Origin of the sequence: Proteus mirabilis HI4320 (genome assembly GCF_000069965.1) — a bacterium.
Taxonomy (GTDB): domain Bacteria; phylum Pseudomonadota; class Gammaproteobacteria; order Enterobacterales; family Enterobacteriaceae; genus Proteus; species Proteus mirabilis.
The window spans coordinates 2860210-2878654 of record NC_010554.1 but is presented as its reverse complement, the minus strand read 5'-3'; the positions used below and the strand labels follow the sequence as shown (position 1 = coordinate 2878654).

The 18445-nt window shown below is 40.4% G+C and carries 14 protein-coding genes and 5 pseudogenes; 13 read left to right on the top strand and 6 right to left on the bottom strand.

Annotation, left to right across the window (positions count from 1 at the left end):
• Positions 1–136 precede the first annotated feature (136 nt).
• The gene (locus tag PMI_RS12975; RefSeq protein WP_000115888.1) at positions 137–655 is read right to left on the bottom strand and encodes a ClbS/DfsB family four-helix bundle protein; all 519 of its coding nucleotides are present in this window, start codon (positions 653–655) and stop codon (positions 137–139) included.
• Positions 656–937: 282 nt separating this feature from the next.
• Here PMI_RS12975 and PMI_RS12970 point away from each other — a divergent pair, with 282 nt between their 5' ends.
• The 6 genes from PMI_RS12970 to PMI_RS12940 all read left to right on the top strand — a co-directional run bounded on the left by PMI_RS12970 (position 938) and on the right by PMI_RS12940 (position 7360).
• Positions 938–1642, top strand: a complete 705-nt coding sequence (locus PMI_RS12970; RefSeq protein ID WP_000437242.1) for a PFL_4669 family integrating conjugative element protein — start codon at positions 938–940, stop codon at positions 1640–1642.
• A gap of 47 nt (positions 1643–1689) precedes the next feature.
• Positions 1690–2226, top strand: a complete 537-nt coding sequence (locus PMI_RS12965; RefSeq protein ID WP_012368445.1) for a hypothetical protein — start codon at positions 1690–1692, stop codon at positions 2224–2226.
• Between the two features lie 9 nt (positions 2227–2235).
• Positions 2236–4290: a DNA topoisomerase III gene (locus PMI_RS12960; protein ID WP_004239734.1), complete on the top strand. Its 2055-nt coding sequence runs from the start codon at positions 2236–2238 to the stop codon at positions 4288–4290.
• 883 nt (positions 4291–5173) lie between these two features.
• Complete coding sequence (locus tag PMI_RS12955) at positions 5174–5641, top strand: STY4534 family ICE replication protein (RefSeq protein ID WP_000202155.1); 468 nt, start codon at positions 5174–5176, stop codon at positions 5639–5641.
• A 20-nt stretch (positions 5642–5661) separates the two neighbouring features.
• Positions 5662–6585: an Rpn family recombination-promoting nuclease/putative transposase gene (locus PMI_RS12950; RefSeq protein WP_012368443.1), complete on the top strand. Its 924-nt coding sequence runs from the start codon at positions 5662–5664 to the stop codon at positions 6583–6585.
• Positions 6586–7027: 442 nt separating this feature from the next.
• Positions 7028–7360 (top strand): exported protein, encoded by a 333-nt coding sequence (locus PMI_RS12940; RefSeq protein WP_004239732.1) that lies wholly within the window; start codon positions 7028–7030, stop codon positions 7358–7360.
• A 14-nt stretch (positions 7361–7374) separates the two neighbouring features.
• Here PMI_RS12940 and PMI_RS12935 read toward each other — a convergent pair whose 3' ends face one another.
• A complete protein-coding gene (locus PMI_RS12935; RefSeq protein ID WP_004239731.1) occupies positions 7375–7686 on the bottom strand; it encodes an Orn/Lys/Arg decarboxylase N-terminal domain-containing protein in 312 nt (103 codons plus the stop codon).
• Positions 7687–7999: 313 nt separating this feature from the next.
• Positions 8000–8077 (bottom strand): leader peptide SpeFL, encoded by a 78-nt coding sequence (gene speFL / locus PMI_RS19805; RefSeq protein WP_223310125.1) that lies wholly within the window; start codon positions 8075–8077, stop codon positions 8000–8002.
• An 824-nt stretch (positions 8078–8901) separates the two neighbouring features.
• Here speFL and PMI_RS12930 point away from each other — a divergent pair.
• The 4 genes and pseudogenes from PMI_RS12930 to PMI_RS12920 all read left to right on the top strand — a co-directional run.
• Positions 8902–9312 (top strand): fimbrial protein, encoded by a 411-nt coding sequence (locus PMI_RS12930; RefSeq protein WP_000669584.1) that lies wholly within the window; start codon positions 8902–8904, stop codon positions 9310–9312.
• 174 nt (positions 9313–9486) lie between these two features.
• Positions 9487–10110 (top strand): fimbrial biogenesis chaperone, encoded by a 624-nt coding sequence (locus PMI_RS12925; RefSeq protein WP_081355108.1) that lies wholly within the window; start codon positions 9487–9489, stop codon positions 10108–10110.
• Between the two features lie 83 nt (positions 10111–10193).
• Positions 10194–10412: a FimD/PapC N-terminal domain-containing protein gene (locus tag PMI_RS19090; RefSeq protein ID WP_071550302.1), complete on the top strand. Its 219-nt coding sequence runs from the start codon at positions 10194–10196 to the stop codon at positions 10410–10412.
• A pseudogene (locus PMI_RS12920) lies at positions 10351–10554 on the top strand (DUF417 family protein); the annotation flags it as partial. The gene PMI_RS19090 and the pseudogene PMI_RS12920, both read left to right, overlap by 62 nt.
• Before the next feature lie 664 nt (positions 10555–11218).
• Here the strand turns inward: PMI_RS12920 and PMI_RS12915 are convergent.
• A pseudogene (locus tag PMI_RS12915) lies at positions 11219–11494 on the bottom strand (DDE-type integrase/transposase/recombinase); the annotation flags it as partial.
• A 378-nt stretch (positions 11495–11872) separates the two neighbouring features.
• Here PMI_RS12915 and PMI_RS12910 point away from each other — a divergent pair.
• From PMI_RS12910 to PMI_RS19305, 3 genes and pseudogenes are all read left to right on the top strand, one after another.
• Positions 11873–13954, top strand: coding sequence for a TonB-dependent receptor (locus PMI_RS12910; RefSeq protein WP_001351060.1), 2082 nt, complete (start codon positions 11873–11875; stop codon positions 13952–13954).
• 10 nt (positions 13955–13964) lie between these two features.
• Positions 13965–16334 carry a TonB-dependent receptor plug domain-containing protein gene (locus PMI_RS12905; protein ID WP_004239729.1) on the top strand — a complete coding sequence of 790 codons (2370 nt, stop codon included), beginning with the start codon at positions 13965–13967 and terminating at the stop codon, positions 16332–16334.
• A gap of 447 nt (positions 16335–16781) precedes the next feature.
• Positions 16782–17703 (top strand): annotated as a pseudogene (locus PMI_RS19305) (ArdC family protein).
• Positions 17704–18055: 352 nt separating this feature from the next.
• Here PMI_RS19305 and PMI_RS19300 read toward each other — a convergent pair.
• Positions 18056–18211 (bottom strand): annotated as a pseudogene (locus tag PMI_RS19300) (ClbS/DfsB family four-helix bundle protein); the annotation flags it as partial.
• A gap of 12 nt (positions 18212–18223) precedes the next feature.
• Positions 18224–18439, bottom strand: a pseudogene (locus PMI_RS12895) (integrase core domain-containing protein); the annotation flags it as partial.
• Positions 18440–18445: the final 6 nt, after the last annotated feature.

The following is an 18445-nucleotide window of genomic DNA, read 5'->3' as shown; positions in this document are numbered from 1 at the left end:
GGTCCGGAACGCGATATTTCGCTTTCCGTAACGAAATCTGCATCATCGAGAGTAAAGAATTTAACAAGCTATGGAGCAGTCTGGTTAACGATATGGGCATAGAGATATTTTCGTACATATAATTTCACTCTGATATTTACTTTAAACTGATCTTATTGTTTTTTGCCCACTTTCTTAATCTTCCATTAGCGTTGGCGTAAGGCGAAGATGTGTTAAATGAGATCATTCTCCCCATCGTCCATTTTGTGTACCATAGTCTTCCATACAAAATATCATCGGTACGCTCATCAATAAGTTTCACAACTTCATTTTTTACAGCCTGAAGTTCAGCTACTAACAATTCATAACTTAACTCACTGTAATCTGAGTAAAATTTTTGAGCAAGAAGACTAAGTTGATTCCATTTATAGCCAGTTTCCGGAAAATCGACAGGCAGACCTTTAGCATCAAAAGTGATCCACTTTACAACAAGAGCATTCCATCCAAGCAGATATGAAACAAGGTCATGAACACTTATCTTCGTTCCTTTGGCGTGTCCATCCATTGAGTTATCTGAAGTCATTTCTGGCGGGATTGCGTTGAGGTAACTAATTAATTTACTAAAACTTTTATCAATAGCTAAAAGCAGCTCAGCTTTTGTTTGTGGCACACTCATGAAGAATTTCCTCTTATTTAAAATAAGACACCATAAATGCATTGTATGGTGTTTATAAATCAATTAGGTACTGTACTACTCCCCTTACAACAGAGGAAGACCCTTAACTATTTACTGATGTTTCCGGTGGAAACAATGCTCAAAGGTTAACCTGCATTTCAGTAGGATGACGAGTAACGCTACGTTTTTATAATAAATTATTTTTTTCAATTTGAATTTATCGTTGGCATAGGGGGTTGACATTTGTACGGTATGTCAATTTCTCAAAGCAAGGGTATTGTTATGGAACAAAATAAACATTCTCAACAGTTACTTCAGGCTGGCCCTTTAAAGTCAACATTAACACTGAAACTCCATACCAGTTATGCAATCCGGCTATGGGAAGGGCGGGTTGTACCCAACTCTCAGAATGACGGTGACGAAAAAAAGCGTAAATGGATGATCCCCAGTCTTCCGATGTTTATTTCCCGGGCGGGTCATATTACTGATGATGCAAAGAAGGGATACTTATATGCAGAAATGTGGCTGTATCAGCTTGAGCAGGCACTGGAGCAAGGGACTCGGACTATTCAGAAATTACTTTCAGAGGTTGAACAACAATTAGTTCAGTTACCTGCGGTTGCGGTTATTTCGGATATCTCATCAACATCTCCTGTTGACCTGGCGATATTCAGTAAATCTCCTGTTGGTTATAAATGTGTCTGGTTACTCGTCGGGGTTGATCAACTTGCTTTGCGTGTATTGCAGGGAGAGCATTATGGTTTTATTTCCCGTCAGCAACGTGACAAGGTCCTTAAATTAGCGGGCTATCAGGTTCGTCATGTGACAGGGATGGCCGTAAACTACCGGAAATATGAGCTCACCCGTCATAACCTTGATTTAAACAGTGAAACTTATCAACAGGCTTCCCGTTATTTAGGTGAAATTGATCCGGATATCATTTCAGGAAGAAAACGTGCGTCATTTTTACCGTCTTTAAAAAAATAACGAATGTTATTTATATTGGGTTAATTATTTAATAATAAGGAGCTGCAATGAAAAAAAGCGGATTGCTTACCTTATGCTTTTCTTTATGGCTTTTGACCGGATGCTCTGCACAGGAAATCGCAGAATGGAATCAGAAAATCAGTGACCTGGGGCATCAGGTCAGTCATACCATGAATGGTGGTATGCAGAAACGGGAACAACGGGAGTATGACGTGGTTATCCCTGTTGATATTGATACAGCCGCAGCCCGTCTGCGCCGTTATTATGGTTTTGAGGATGTGAATACCAAAATCCGTGCTCTGCGTCAGTCAGGTAAAGAAAGTGATCAATGGGCCGCCACGGCTATTGCAGAAGAAAGCCGGGGCTGGGAATGGGAAGTGACGCCGGGAAGTTATTATAAAATGGGGGCGGATATGGGAAAACGTAACCCGCCGGCACATATCGTCATCGAACTGGAAAAAAATGGTTCGGGAACACACATGTATATCACTTACAGCGCTTCGTACAGTGATACCCTGACTCCGGAGTTTGTTCAGGAAATATTTAAAACCGCGAATGACGTTGCAGCCGGAAAAAGGAGGTAGAACAGGGTAATGAAATTATTTCTGTGCGAAAAGCCGTCTCAGGCCAAAGATATTGCCCGGGTGATCGGCGCTCATCAGCGGCGGGATAATTTTTTTCAGGGAAATGGCGTTCAGGTCGCCTGGGCAAGAGGTCATCTGCTGGAGCAGGCTGAACCGGAGGCTTATGGCGCACAGTTTGCGGCCCCCTGGCGGCAGAGTGCCTTACCCGTTATTCCTGAACAGTGGAAAATGGTGGTTAAAAAAGACGCGGTTTCGTTGTTTCAGACCATAAAACAGTTGCTCAGTCAGGCGACGGAAGTGGTGATTGCCACGGATGCGGACAGGGAAGGGGAAGTGATTGCCCGTGAATTACTGGAGGCCTGTCATTACCGGAAAAAGGTACAACGTTTATGGTTGTCTGCACTGGATGAGGCGAGTATCAGGCAGGCATTAAATAACCTGTTACCCGGCGAGAAAACGGCCTCTTTATATTCAGCGGGATTAGGGCGGGCCAGAGCAGACTGGCTTATCGGTATGAACATGACGCGTCTGTTTACCCTCAAAGCCCGGGAACTGGGGTTTGGTGGGATATTGTCGGTCGGACGTGTCCAGACGCCGACACTGGCCCTGATTGTCCGGCGGGAAAGAGAAATTACGCACTTTGTTTCCAAACCCTTCTGGCGGGTGACCGCCTCGTTGCAGCATCAGGGGATCATTTTTCAGGCTCACTGGCGACCTGCCTCGCAGTATTGTGATGATGAACATCGTTGTATTCACGTTCAGGCCGCTCAGGCCGTAGAGCAACTGTGCCGGCAGGCAGGGAAAGCGACGGTGTGTACAGTGAATGAAACGAAAGGAAAAGCCTTGCCGCCGTTGCCGTTTGATCTCGGGACACTTCAGCAGGCGGCCTCAAGGCGTTGGGGGTATTCTGCGGATAAAGTGCTTGAAATCGCGCAAAGTCTGTATGAAAAACATAAGGCCACCACGTATCCCCGGACGGACTGCGGGTATCTGCCGGTGTCCATGCGTGCCGACATACCGGTTGTTTTAGATGCATTATCACAAAGCGATCCGGCCTTACAGAATGTGCTGGCACAATTGCAGCCGGCGCGAATTTCCCGGGTCTGGAATGATGCAAAAATTACGGCTCACCATGCGATTATACCGACCCGGCAGACACCTGATTTGAACGCCATGAATGAGGCTGAACTGAATGTCTATAAACTTATCCGTGCCCATTATCTGGCGCAGTTTTTGCCGGATCAGGAATGGGATGCAACAGAGGTGTTTTTAGATATAGGCGGACAACAATTTGTTGCCAAAGGGAAAGTCGAAAGAGTGAAGGGCTGGTCTGTATTATTTGTGAAACATGAAGACGATCCGCCAGTAAAAGAAGAGGCAGAAACCGGGCTGGAAGCCGGAACAGAAACATTGCCGTCCCTTCACGAAGGTGAATTCTGTGTGGTACAGGAGGCAAAGGTTGTACAACTGGCGACCTCACCACCGAAACCGTATACGGATGGTACATTGATTGCGGCCATGAAGAATGCGTCCTCCTTTATTACCGATCCGACATTAAAAAAAGTCCTGAAAGAGAATGCGGGGCTGGGGACAGAGGCAACCCGGGCAGGGATCATCACCACACTGGAAAACAGGAAATTGATTGTCAGGCAGAAAAAAACACTCCGGGCGACAGACACCGGTTGTCAGCTGATTGATGCCCTGCCGGCAGCCTGTACAGATCCGGGAATGACGGCGTTATGGGAACAATCACTCGAGCAGGTTGCACAGGGAAATCTGTCTCTGGATGTGTTTATGCAAAAGCAAATCAGCTGGTTGGCACATCTCATTAAAAAAGGCGGGGAAATGCCGCTGGCGCTGGATCTGCCACCGATGCCATCCTGCCCGTCGTGTCATGGAAAGATGGTCTTACGGGAGAGCAGTAAAGGCCGTTTCTGGAGTTGTCAGCGTTATCCGGATTGTAAAGGGAGTGTACCATTACCGGAAAAAATGCAGGGGGTTACCCGGGGGATGAATAAAAGAAAGAAGGCCGTGAAGAAGAGCATAACAGGACTCTTTACCTGAGTGATAATTACCGTTAGCATAGCTGACGCTAGGGAAAAGCCCCCCGTCATTGCGGCAAAGCCGTAGCGGAACAACTGCGGTGGCGACAATGAGAAAGTCTGTCTGTCAGCAGGACAGACTTTAAGGCGCATCAACCTCATGAAAACCGCGCCGGAGCTGGTTGAACTCCTGAGGTTCTTTTTAACATCACAGAGTGGGCGGCACTGTCAGGCGTTATTAACCGTAACGCCTTTTTTATTTGACAAAAAAGTTATTCATCCATGTGACTGAGTACCTGAATCACCCAGTCCGGGCAGGGCCGGGCGCTGTTTTTTTCCGGTGGGCATAACCAGGATTTTACCGCCCTGACAGAACAGGGCCTGCCTGTTGTCTGCTGAATGAGTTGAGCCAGGTCTTTTTGTGTCAGATGATGTTGCTGTAACCAGACTTTCAGTTTGTTTCTGTTATCCATTTTATTCTTCTGTGTTTATCCTTTTCTCTCTGAACTGCTTTTTTACTTGACAAATAAAAAAAGCAGATTAATCCTTATTCTGCTTATACCGTTGCTTAATGCAACATTGCCAATGCTTCAGTTGTCTGAGAGAAGCGCCTACGGGTGACAACGATGCCAATGTTCCGGCAATCTGAGAGGAACGCCTACGGGTGATTGCCACTGCCAATCCTCGGGTCATCTGAGACGGGAGCCTACGGGCGATGACAGAACTCCGTTCGTCCTTGAAATTGACGGAGGGTGATAACAGAATAGCGTTATCATCAGGATCATCTTATACAACGCAAGTCGTCAGTTCGGGAGCGTTCCTGTTACTGACCCCGGTGGGAAACACGTTCCTGCCGAGACGATGTTTCTCATTTTTTTACCTTTTTTATCCGATGGAGAAACATCATGACCAGCAAAAATAATACAACATCTGAAAATAAATACTTTAATCTGCATGTGAACGGGATTGGGTATTTATCGAATATCCGTCAGGTTAACGGCCCTAAAGGGCAGTTTTTAACCGCAGTGATTAATGCACTCAGTGGACCGGCTGATAACCCTGTGTATGTTCGTTTTGATACGACCGTTGTCGGGGAGAATACGGTCTCACTGGTCAGACGGTGTATCAAAGCGGTGGATGAGGACAAAAAAGTCCTAACCGGGTTTACATTAAGTAACCTGGCTTCCGATATTTTCACCCTGACAAAAGGTGAGCATGCCGGAGAACAGCGGGTCAGCCTGAAAGCCAGGCTGCTGAATATTGACTGGATTAAAATCGGTAAAGAAGTGGTATATAAAGCCGAGAAACACCAGTCAACACCACCAGAGACTGAACAGCCGGTATCCAGAGAGTATGTGGCTGATTCTTTTTAGTCATTAATAAGGAGTTTGCTGTGACTAAAAATACACAACAACCGGTACATGATGCGTTATTCAAGCAGTTTTTAACGCATCCTGAGAATGCCCGGGATTTTTTCTCGGTGCATTTGCCGGCCAACATCCTGCCTTTGTGCGATTTAAGTACACTGCGCCTGGAGCCGGCCAGTTTTGTGGAGCGCCGTTTACGTCAGCTGCATTCGGATGTGCTGTATTCCGTGCAGATGACGGAAGGGGAAGGGTATATCTACTGCCTGATCGAGCACCAGTCAAAACCGGATCGGTTAATGGGTTTTCGTCTGATGCATTATGCGATGTCAGCGATAGCGCATCATCTGAAAAAATCGCCGGCGGATAAGACCCTGCCGTTGGTGGTGCCGTTTCTGTTTTATCAGGGCAGTGTTTGTCCTTATCCGTACAGCATGAACTGGCTGGACGGGTTCGCCGATCCGGCGCTGGCTCAGCAGCTGTATACCCGGTCGTTTCCGTTAGTGGATTTGAGTGTGCTCAGTGATGAGGAAATCCTGACACACAAGGGTATTGCCCTGCTGGAGCTGGTTCAGAAACATATTCGGACCCGCGACGGTTTAATGGCGGTATTGCCGATAATCGCGCAGATAATTAACTCGCAACACAATACGGTTGACCAGGTGAGGAGTGTGATAGAATATATTGCCTATCAGGGGTATATTCTGGATGAATCCCGCTTTTTCAGCCAATTCATTGCACTGTCACCGGAGTATAAAACGATGCTGACAACGATTGCAGAACAACTTGAGCAAAAAGGTATCGAAAAAGGTATCGAAAAAGGTATCGAAAAAGGTATTGGCCTGGGTGTTGAAAAAGTCGCCCGCTCATTATTACAACAGGGGGTTGATCTGAACATTATTATGCAATGTACCGGACTGACCCGGGAAAAGATTGAGTCATTAAAACATTAATCTTTTCTGTTTTTACTCTCAAATGCCGGCATGACTGCCGGCATTTTTTATGCCCGCCGTTTTCTTTTTTTTTTCGGAAAACTAATTTCTCATTGAGAGCACTTGCTTTTCTGCGCACAGTGTGCCTGTGACTTTATTTTATTAACACAGGACAGAAAATGCGTATGAAAATTCTCCCGATATGTCTTGCCCTGACCTCACTGCTGTTGGGGGGCTGTGCAGATAAACCCTCCCGGCCTGCTGAACCGGTGGCTGATAGATACCGCGATTCTGGTCAACACCGGTCATGCCCAGCCGGTACTTCCGGACCTTTATCCATCAGCTGGGGCTGGTACAGTTACTGCCGGTGGGCGGACGTTATCAGGGGCGTACGGTGACGTTGCGCCTACCATAAAAGAGATGCCGTGATGAAAAACATAAGATTTGTGGTTTTACTGAGCGGGTGTCTGATGACAGCGCCGCTGACAGCCACACAGTCTGTTTCCGGGGGGCAGATTGGCAGATTGAGGCGGGGAAATCGGCTAAGAGTCAGACTCAGTCATTGCAGTATGAGGCGCAGGAATGGGGACTGAGTGCGGAGGAGTATGCCCGTTTTGAAGCGCTGATGAAAGGGTGGCGCGGTATTCAGTCTCTCGGCCTGGATCCTCTGACGACACTGGGCATTGAGGCCCGGTCAGATGAGGAGCGCTGTCGGCTGGCTGAAAAGTGGGTACAGCAGGAATTTGCCTGGGCAGAAAAAGAGCTGGCGTTTCAGCGGGAAGTGGATGCAGCCTAGAAACGGCTTTATGGTCAGATATTATCGGTCAGTCTGGGAACAGCCGGCTGAATCCGGTCTGTATTCTTTTTATTTAAATCAATTACACCTGTTAATCGATTAATAATATTAGTCGGAATAACTTTATCTTTATTAATAATAGCGAATACAGGCTGTCCAAAGCTATTTTGTTCAATAAAATCGAGCCTTCCATCTTGAATATTATCAAGTGAAATAATAATTGCGGCAATATAAGAGAAGTCAGTATGTAGAATATTAACATATTTACGATGAGTTGAAATAGAGTCAGACATATCATAGCTGACTGCGACTTTATAATTTTTCATTTTTAATTCCTTTTTGGTAAAAAATCTTGCTGAAATATTAAGTGAAAATATTTCATTTATTTATATTTATGTCATCACGGATATAAAATAATGTTATAGGTTGGTGGCTTTTATAATTTTAGTAATCTTTTTTTAGCAAAATGACTAGGAATAAAAGCTGTTTAGCTGCACATTACTGTGCATAAAAACCAAGGATATGAATGTTCAATAAGAGCTCGTTATAACCACATTAAATGTGATATATAATGATAAAGAGATTGACTATCCATTTGATGAAAATATGCAAACCACGTGATAGAAGCCAATAGAGAGATTATCTTTGAGCGCTGAAAAGATTAAAACTAAAACATGAGAAATGTGAAAGCATCATTATATGTGTAATAAGTTTTATATGTGGTCAAAATCGGTTATTATTTTCTATTTTTGCATTCATTAATTGTTAAGGTATATATAACAACTATAAGTTATATGTAATTAAATATCCGAATTATACTGTGATGCAGATCAAGGTATATCATTTAAAGAATGATTTTTCTTTAATTCATATATTTATTTTTTGTTATTTGTTGTTTTCTTTTTAACAAAAGAATAGGTGATTAATATAGTCGCCAAGTCTATGTTATAAATATTAATACAATGTATTTATGGTGCCTTTCCTATAATTAAAGATTATAAATTATTATCATTAATGGTTGCATTAATATATATTTATTTTCTAAATAATTATTTTAAAGTTTTTTAAATTTGCTTATATAGTCATTAAGATTAATAAAATATACTTTGAAATATATTCTGTATTACCTATTCCCTTCTATATCAATATAAATGAGTTTTACAATCAGTATAAATTGTTAAAAATGATCGTTAAAAACGATTGTTATGTTTATATTGATGGTTTTAATCTATCAAAAAAATACATTATCGATCAATAATAACATATTAACATAATTTATTTTTAGAAAGAAAATTATATCCATTAATTATATTTTAATTACATGAGGTTACATTTTAATAAATAATAAGTTTGTAATTTCAAATAAAGCTTCCGTATTTTTCATGTTGGTGAATGTTATTAATTTTTTATTAAATAATGGCGTTTATATTTAATAATTTTAATAGAGTAGCACCTGTTTTTTATAGTTTTAATATATAAATTAAGGATATAAATACCCTCAATGAAGTTTATAGATTGATTTTTATGTTAGTAACCAAATAATGAAATTTAAAAATAATATTGCTTTAAGTACGGTACTGTCTGTTGCTATTTTTAACTCAGCAATGGCATATGACGGTACAATTAGTCTTACTGGATGCACTACTGGACAAAATGGATCTAGTAATGTGAAAGCTTTTTTTGAACCCGGAGCTAATACTGACTTTAATACGAACAAACTAAAAAATGCAAGCTCTGACGGAGCACAAAATGTTCAAATTCAGTTATTAAATAACGATGGTACTACTGCTATTCAATTAGGGAAAGACTTTGTCGGACAGGATGTCCATTCAGAAGCTATTAATAGTGACGATGAAGCGACACTACGCTATATGGCCCAATATTATGCTACAGGAAAAGCAATTGTAGGGGATGTCATTTCTAGTGTTAATTACACTATTGCCTATGAGTAATAAATAATAATCGTGCGTTTTTATTATCATTATTTACAAGGCAGCTCATCTGCACTGCTTTGTTCGGAGTTTCCATGAAAAAACTTTTCTTTTTCATGATGGCCGGCTTATTTTCTGTGTCAAGTTATGCTAATGTTGGGTACCTGAGTTATTTATCCTGAAAACTAGGAAGGTATTAATATTAAAATTAATAATGATGAATCTACTCCATCTTTAATTCAGTCCTGGATTGATACTGGTGATGCCAGTGTTGCTCCAGACTCAGTCAATGTTCCCTTTATTATTACTCCGCTTATATTTCGTATAGAACCTCACACAGGGCAAACATTACGAATTATGTATACGGGTGAAGCACTGCCTAATGATCGTGAATCAATTTTTTGGCTAAATATACTGGATATTTCAGCTAAACCTAAATTTGAAAATAAAAATAATTTAAATGTAAACTCAAATTATCTTCAACTCCCGATCCATAGTCGCATAAAGCTATTCTATCGTCCAGAAAAACTCACACGTTCTCTCAGTGAGGCCTATAATTCTGTTATATGGCATATTGAAAAACAAGGAGCAAAGGCCTTTCTTTGTGCAGATAATCAAAGTCCTTATTTTATTACTTATAATCATATTACTTTGATTCAGAGCAACTACTCACAATCAATTAATCCAGTAGATATGGTTGCTCCTTATTCTTCAATACGCCTTCCTATACATGGAAATATGTCGGGATATGGAAAAGTGAAGTGGACAGTTGTTAACGATTATGGTGGGCATGAATTAAGTGAGTCAGCTCTGAAATAAGGATAATATTTATGAAATATTGCACTTAAACTGAACATCATTCATTCCTGCCTGCCATATTTATTTCACTGGGAGTTTTTTCCATGGACACAGTGGCTATGGAATATGCTGAATTTGATCCCAGTTTTTTACAGCATACTCAAGGGAAGACGACGTTAGATATTCATCGTTTCAATCAAGGAAATCCAACTCCAGCAGGAAAGTACTATGCTGATGTTTATCTTAATAATAAATGGAAAGGGCTCTGCCTTAGTGTTTCTTACGCCATTTGTCACATTAACATTTTTGGTGTTTACACCTGAAACCTGGGTACATGGAGCAGATGCTCATACTGAGTTTCCTTATCTTTCCGGTGCGGGAAGGTTAGTTCTGAAAGATACTATGATGATAGCAGCAGGATTTGTTGCAATGGTACATTCTGCAAGGTGTATCACTAAAAAGTAGTGAACACTATCATTTATCTGATTTTTATTTTCTAGTATTATATGAGGTTATCGCGTCGTGGAGGGGAACTTTCCCCCTCCACTCCCACGGAGCCGGACGTGGCAGTATCCCGTCATCTGGCTCTTGTAGTTGACTGGTAACATCGCGTACAAATAGTCCAGTGTGCAAACAAACTGAGTTTAACATTCCGGATCCTGTCTAATCATTCATACGCTTGAACCAGACTACCGTGTCCCCTCTTGTATTTACGGGTAACCCATTTAGCAAGGTACAGATCGATATGTCTGGCTATATAATCCATTACTGATTGACAAAAGCGTCCATAGTACAATACCCACGTAGCCTGAGATTGAGCCAACGTACCATTGTATCCAGTGATAACGGTGCTCTGTGGCTTCAATCCTAACCCCGCACTGTCTGACGGATTGCCTCGCAAAAATGGACAATGCCGCTGAGGAACTGGCGTATAGTAATAGAGTCGCTTTATTGTCGAGTTCGGTGACCGCGACCGCCAGGATGGTCACTTTTGAAAAAGGCGTTTACACAGCATGGTAAACGGACTCGAAATTCTCTTACATATACTGAAAATTAATTACAGTAACCTATTCGTTATAACCTGTTTAAACCCACTCCAATTCGTTATTTATCTCACGTCTGATCATGAATATATAAAAATCGCGTATGTACGGTATGTCCGGTTAAAGTATTCAATGAAAGTGTCCTGCGTCGGCTTACCTGGCTGGATAAGATCCCGTTTTACTGCATGTTTTTCTGCCCATTCAGCCAGTATCAGTGAGATAAATTCTGGACCATTATTCATGTGCAGCATGATCGGGTAGCCGCAGTTTGCCGCGATCCTGTCGAGTACACGGATCATTCGCAGATCTGGCAGATTCAGAATGATTTTAATCGACAATGTCTCACGGTTAAAGTCATCAACTTTAACAGTCCGCCCGGTTTCAACCGACTTAATTACGGCGATGATCTGATGCTCAGTAAAACAGGCTTTACGCATAGCGATCTCCTTCGTTGGCAAATTAATTATGCGGGATACTTACACCGTCAACCCCAGTATGCAGAGGATGAAGCATCAGATCGGAGCATTGTCTGATGGTGCCATACACCAGATTTAACAATAACCCGTTTAATACGCCAAGCTGCAAAGAAGCAATTAAGTATTCTAAAACAGATAGTTAAAACTTAAACCTTATCTAGGACAGCCCAAATTTTTATTATTTTTTAAATAATCACTTGCTAATGATAATTATATATACATACAATGTGATATGTTATAACATAACAAAAAATGGCGGATAGTATGAAAAAATCTATTTTTAATTATACAACATTTTTTATTTCAATGAGTTATTCCTTATTTGCAAATGCAAGCCCTGCAATAAAATCAACTGAAAATCGGAACAATGAGGTATTAGAGGTCTATTCAACACCTTTGCATACTCCGCAAGAGAAAATGGCGATCCCCGTTTCTGTTCTGACACAAGAAGATCTACGCGCTAATCGTAGTGCCTCGATTGCTGAAACCTTAACATCCTTACCAGGTTTTCATGCCAGCTTTTTTGGTGGAGGCTCAGTTCATCCAGTTATTCGAGGAATGTCAGGCAATCGAGTCAAGGTATTACACAGTGGTAGTGATCTTATGGACGTATCCTCTATTGGTGCAGATCATACAATCACCAGTGAACCCTTTTTAAGTCAACGCATTGAAGTATTAAAAGGCCCTTCAACATTACTTTATGGAGGAGGCACAATAGGCGGTGCAATTAATGTTATTGATAGCAAGATTCCTATGTCAGTGCCTGAAAAAGGCTATGAGGGTGAATTGCATTATCAATACGATTCTGTTTCTAAAGGAAATACAGGATCAGTAGGATTAACGTTAGGAGAAAATAATTTGGCGCTTCGCCTTGAGGGTACTAAACGTTATCAAAGTGATTACAAACAACCAGAACCTTTACATCAAGGAGAAACTAGCCGTTTAGCAGGATCTTATCAAGATAACCAATCGGCAAATATTGGTGTATCCTGGCTTTTTGATGACGGTTATATAGGGATTGGTTATGGTGAACAACATCGTCGATATGGGCTGCCTGGTCATACGCATTTTCATGATCATGAAGATGATCACCATCATCACGCCCCAATTCGCCCTCCTTTAATCGGCCATCATCATCATAATCACAATCATGAATACCCTGATGAACAACATCAACATGGTATTCCTTATATTGTTATGGATAGCAAACGATGGGATCTTCGTGGTGAAAAAAACAATCCATTTACTGGTATTGAATCAATACGTTTCAGTGCGGTCAGAACCGATTATCATCATGATGAAAAAGAAGGAAATGAAGTCAGTACCTCATTTAAAAACAAAGGCGATGAATTAAGACTGACATTTACACATCAACCTATTTGGGGTTGGCATGGTGTTATTGGCGGGCAATTTAACCAGCGTGATTTTAGTGCTCAAGGAGAAGAAGCTTATGTACCGTCAACAAAAACAAAAAATCACTCACTCTTTTTATTAGAAGAATACCAATTAGGTGATTTTCGCTATGAATTAGGATTTCGCCAAGAGTGGCAATCACTGTTAAATAGAGAAACTCAAAAAAATAATAAGCAGAGTGCATCTTCTATTTCTGCTGGATTAGCATGGAATTTTACACAAGACTATTTTTTAAATTTATCACTTTCACACACGAAAAGATTACCTGTTGCAGAAGAGCTTTACGCGAATGGTGTTCATGCTGCAAGTCGAACTATTGAAAAAGGCGATCCTAATTTAACCGCAGAGGCTGCAAATAATATTGATATTGGAATAACTAAAGTAACAGGTGATATTCAATTCAATATGAGTGCCTATTATAACCGTATTAATAATTATATTTACGGTCAATTTACGGGGACTGAATTAAATAATGGCTATCGTTCATTACAATATGTTCAAAATGATGCACAGTTTAAAGGTATAGAAGGAAATATTGATTATTACTATAACCAAGATAGCTTAATTGGTATTTCTGGTGATTATGTTAGAGCAAATTTACTACACAATAAGGGAAATATACCAAGAATACCGGCTTATCGTTTAAGTACTTATATTAAACATAGTTTTACAGAAAACGTAATTGGACAAATTCGCATTGATCATTTTGGAAAACAGAATAAAACAGCAGACTATGAAACATCCACAGAGGCTTATAACACAGTTAGTTTAGGTAGTGAATATATTGGTTATTTAGATAACACAGATTATACCTTATACGCCAAGATTAATAATATCTTTGATGTAAAAGGGAAAGACAGCACCTCTTATATTAAAGATGAAATGTATTTACCTGGTCGTAATATTATCTTAGGCGCTACTCTTACATTCTAATATGAATATCATGAAAAAAAGTAAACTCTCTATTATTTTACTTATACTTTTGTCGTCTCCTTTATATGGAAAAGAGAATAATCAAGATAAAAGCCAAGAAAAAGAAACATCAAACGATGTTATTACTGTTAAAGCAACATCAATAAAAAACAAAGAGACATTCTCCTCTTTATTACTCAATAATCGAGAAGAGATAAAAGGAAAACAACTTGAACAAATAAAAACAAATACGATTGGTAATACCGTTTCAAAAGTTGCTGGTGTACAAGCGGAAGGTTTTGGCCCAAATGCGGCAAGGCCTGTTATTCGAAGTCTCTCTGGCAATAGAGTCGGGATTTTAGTTAATAATCTTCCGATTAATGATGTTTCATTTATTAGTGGGAATATGCCTATTCCTGTTGATATGAATAGAATTAACGAAATATCAATTAGTAAAAGCTCCGAAGCACTACTTTATGGTGGTAGCAGCAGTGGTGGTGCAATTCATTTGTGGGATGATCGAATAATGACACAGTTTCCTGAAAAAGCAATTTCAGGTGCCGTGACATTTAATGGTAGCACTAATAATGGTAACGGTGGATCAGTAAATATTAAATTCAGTAATAAAGAAAACTGGATTTTTAATCTTTCCGGTGCTACTAAACGAGTCTCAAAATATAAAATTCCAACACGCTCTAAAGTTGGTGCTTGCTATAGCTATCAACAGCTAAAAGACCACTCTGCATTACGTGATCAATGCCAAGTGGATATGAAAGTGTTTACTAGCCGTAACCCTGAAGCGTATCCTTACATTAGTGAGTTTTGGAAAAAATATCAGGTTGAATATGAGTTAAGCGAGGATGATAAATATACCTTTAAAGATAAGGACTATTTTTCAGGTATTGGTTATGTAGATAATGAACCTAACTTACGATATAAACCTGGTAGCCCCACATCTATTGAACATGTCACACCTCCAAAGCATTATGTTGAAAATAATAATAACGAAATTCCCAATAGCTTTTTAAAAAGCCAAAGTGGTAACGCATCACTCTCTTATATCGGAGATGACGGTTACTTAGGTTTTTCTGTCACTGATTTTCAAACATCGTATGGAGTGCCAGGCTATGCTTATCTCACAACTAAAACAACTCGAGAAAGGTATAAACCTGTTTCGGTTTCAAATAGTAATCGAAGAATAGATATACAAGGAAAACATGATCATTTAGCACCATTTTTAAGAGACAGTGCTTTTTATTATTCTTATTCTGAATCTAAAGATGAAGAGTTAGTCGGCCAAATTGCTTCATCGGTATTTAATACAAAAAGCCATCAGTTAGCTTTAGAAACTGCACATACTCCGCTATTTAATCGACTTAATGGTGCGTTTGGGATCAACGGTAATTATCGTGATCTGAAAACGTCTGGTTATGATGCTTATTTACCCAGTGTATTAACCAAAGAGTACGGAATATATTGGGTTGAATCGCTAAATTTATCTCCTTTTGAGCTCACTGCTGGATATCGTAAAGGTTACACTCAACATAATCTCAATATTCCAGCGAATTATAATCGTGGTAGAGGGCAAGGTTCTAATTTACAAAACCGTCATTTTGATACAAGTGCAAATACACTCGCTCTATCTTTTACACCAATTGATGAATGGACATTAAAACTACAACAAAATATTTCTTATCGAGCACCAGAAATTAATGAACTTTATACACATGGCCCTCATTATGCTTATTTAATTGAAGAACAAGGAAACAGTGAATTTAATACCGAAAAAAGCAAAAGTATTGAATTATCATCTGTTATTGAGATTGGCAATTTCTCTAATAAACTTAATTTGTATAAAACAGACTACAGTGGTTTTAAATTTAGACGATTAACGGGTATCAGTCGTGGTGCTGGTCCTGTTATGGAATGGGATGACACCGATCTTGAAACAAAAGGATTAGAATATGAATTTAAATATTTATATGAAATGCCTCATGATCACAATCTAACATTTACACTATTTGGTGATTTTGTCGAAAATAAAAGCAAAAGAAAACTGTTTATTGCAGGTCACTATTTGCCAAATTTACCTAATGAAAAGCATGGTATCAGTATTTATTACCAACATGATGAATTAACTGCATTTAGTAGTGCAACTTACTATAAAAAACAAAAAGAAAGCGGTGGGTTAATGTATGGTGGAGATATGGCCTTTCCTTCCTATACGTTAGTTGATGCGGGGATTGGCAAAAAATACCACCTTGATAAGGTAGATGTTTCGGTTGATTTTATTATTAATAATCTCACCGATACTGAAGCAAGACCTGCATCTTCTCAATTGAAATATTTAGTCCCATTACCGGGTCGAAATTATGGGATAAATGTCAAAATTGATTTTTAATATATTCTGATTTAATAAGATATAAAGTAAGTGAGGTACTCTATGGGTGCCTCTTTTTTTTATAATCATGCACAATTAACTTGAAGATGCATGTTTTAGGGCTCTATCACATTAAGGTAAGCACACCTGTTTTAATTCTAGACATTTTTTGAGATCTCGGTGCCAACAAGATGTTTCTATCAGTACCAATCCCCAATTCATTACCACAAATCTACTTTTCACCAATACGGAGTAAAGGGCGCTAAGTTCGGCTATGCAGGGACCGATTTTTCCTCCTGTGTGCTTTTTGTTCCCGTATCAGCTTCCGGTTAATCATTTCACGGCACAACCGGTCCCGTAAGGGTGAAGTGCACGCATGCTGCACCCTTGTGGGCCAGAACGATGCCGAGAAAGCGAACTGTCAGGCGATACGAAGATGAAAATCACATTACTGATGGAGAAAAAACTATGATCACTTCCTTGCATACTCAGACAAGTGCCTCTAACACCGCAACGGCGACCAGCGTATCCCCGCTGGACCCGTCAGGCTCCTCAAAAACGAAATTTTCCAAAACCAGAACCGATATTTATCAGATCGTTACCGACCTCATCATTACCACACTGGAAGTAGGCGTTAAACCCTGAGTGTGTCCGTGGCAGCGCGTACCGGGTATGTCCGGCATGCCTTCCAACTACGCTACTGGCACAGCCTACAGCGGGTGCAGTGAATCAGAATGAGGATTCAGTGATTCCTGCTGGATGACATACAAACAGGCTAGGGCAGAAGGTGCGCAAGTTCGTAAGGACTAGCACGGCATGACCGCCATTTTTTATACCATCCTGGAGAAGGAAAACGACACCGGAGAAATTGACCATATCCCGATGCTGAAAACCTTTGTCGTGTTTAATGTCGAACAAATTGATGGCCTCTCACTGACGGCAGATACCGTTGCCCCACAAGCGACGTTTGACGCGTTGCCACAGGCTGAAAATCTGTTCTGTAACAGCGGTGCTAACATCATTGAGAAAGGACAAAACGCCTTTTTCATGCCATCAACAGATGAGGTTTTGTTACCTGAACGTCGTTTTTTTCCGATGCCGCTAGCTTTTATGCCACGGATCTGCATGAGATTGTTCACTGGAGCGATGGCAAAAGTCGCCTGAACCGCGAAATGAAAGGAAGATTTAGCAGTGAAAATTATGCATTTGAAGAGTTGATCGCCGAGCTGGGAAGCGTGTTCCTGATGGCGGATCTGGGGATTGTCGGATAGGTTCAGCACGAAAGTTATATTGCTTCTTGGCTGAAAGCACTGAAAAACGATAAGCGCTATATTTTTAAAGCCGCCAGGCAGCATCGAAAGCGCATCGTTATATGATGGATAAGGTCTGAACAGAGGAATAAGACGCCGCAAAGGAATGCGGCCTTAACCTTATTTTTGGATCTGGCAGAGTGACATAGATTTCAATTTCCCTGCGAATGCGGACGGTAAAGAGCCCGCTCATCCTGCAAACTACATTTTTATACTGTTGATAATAGGGTATTCCTTAGTCATGGTAATAAGGCTCAGAAAGCCATATTTAGCTTTCCATAATGGAATATTATCGCCACCTTGAAGAATTCTTTGTTCCGGTTACAGAATCTGCATTTTTATTGAGAGCAAGGGATTTAACCTGCCACGGCGTGGTCAGATTAAGGATGTGGGCATAGAGCGATTTTTCGGCCATTAATTTGACGCTGATGCTTACTTTAAATTGTTATTATTTTTTGCCCACTTTTTTAATCTTCCATTCGCGTTGGTATAAGGCGAAGATGTATTAAATGAGATCATTCGGCCCATCGTCCATTTTTTGTATCATGGTTCACCATACAAAACATCATCAGTTCGTTCATCAATAAGCTTTTGTAGTGGTCAACTAAAACTGGCCACGGTTTTAGAGTTTTTTCGGTATCGGTTTTCCGATTCATTTGGTGGTAATCCACCGTTATATTCGTGCGGCCTGAGTTCGCTGTAATACCCGACGATATAACCCGTTATCGCTTGAGCAGCTTCACTGAAGCTGGTGTAGCCTGTCACCGGCATCCACTCATTTTTCAGACTCCTGAAAAAGCGCTCCATCGGACTGTTGACGCT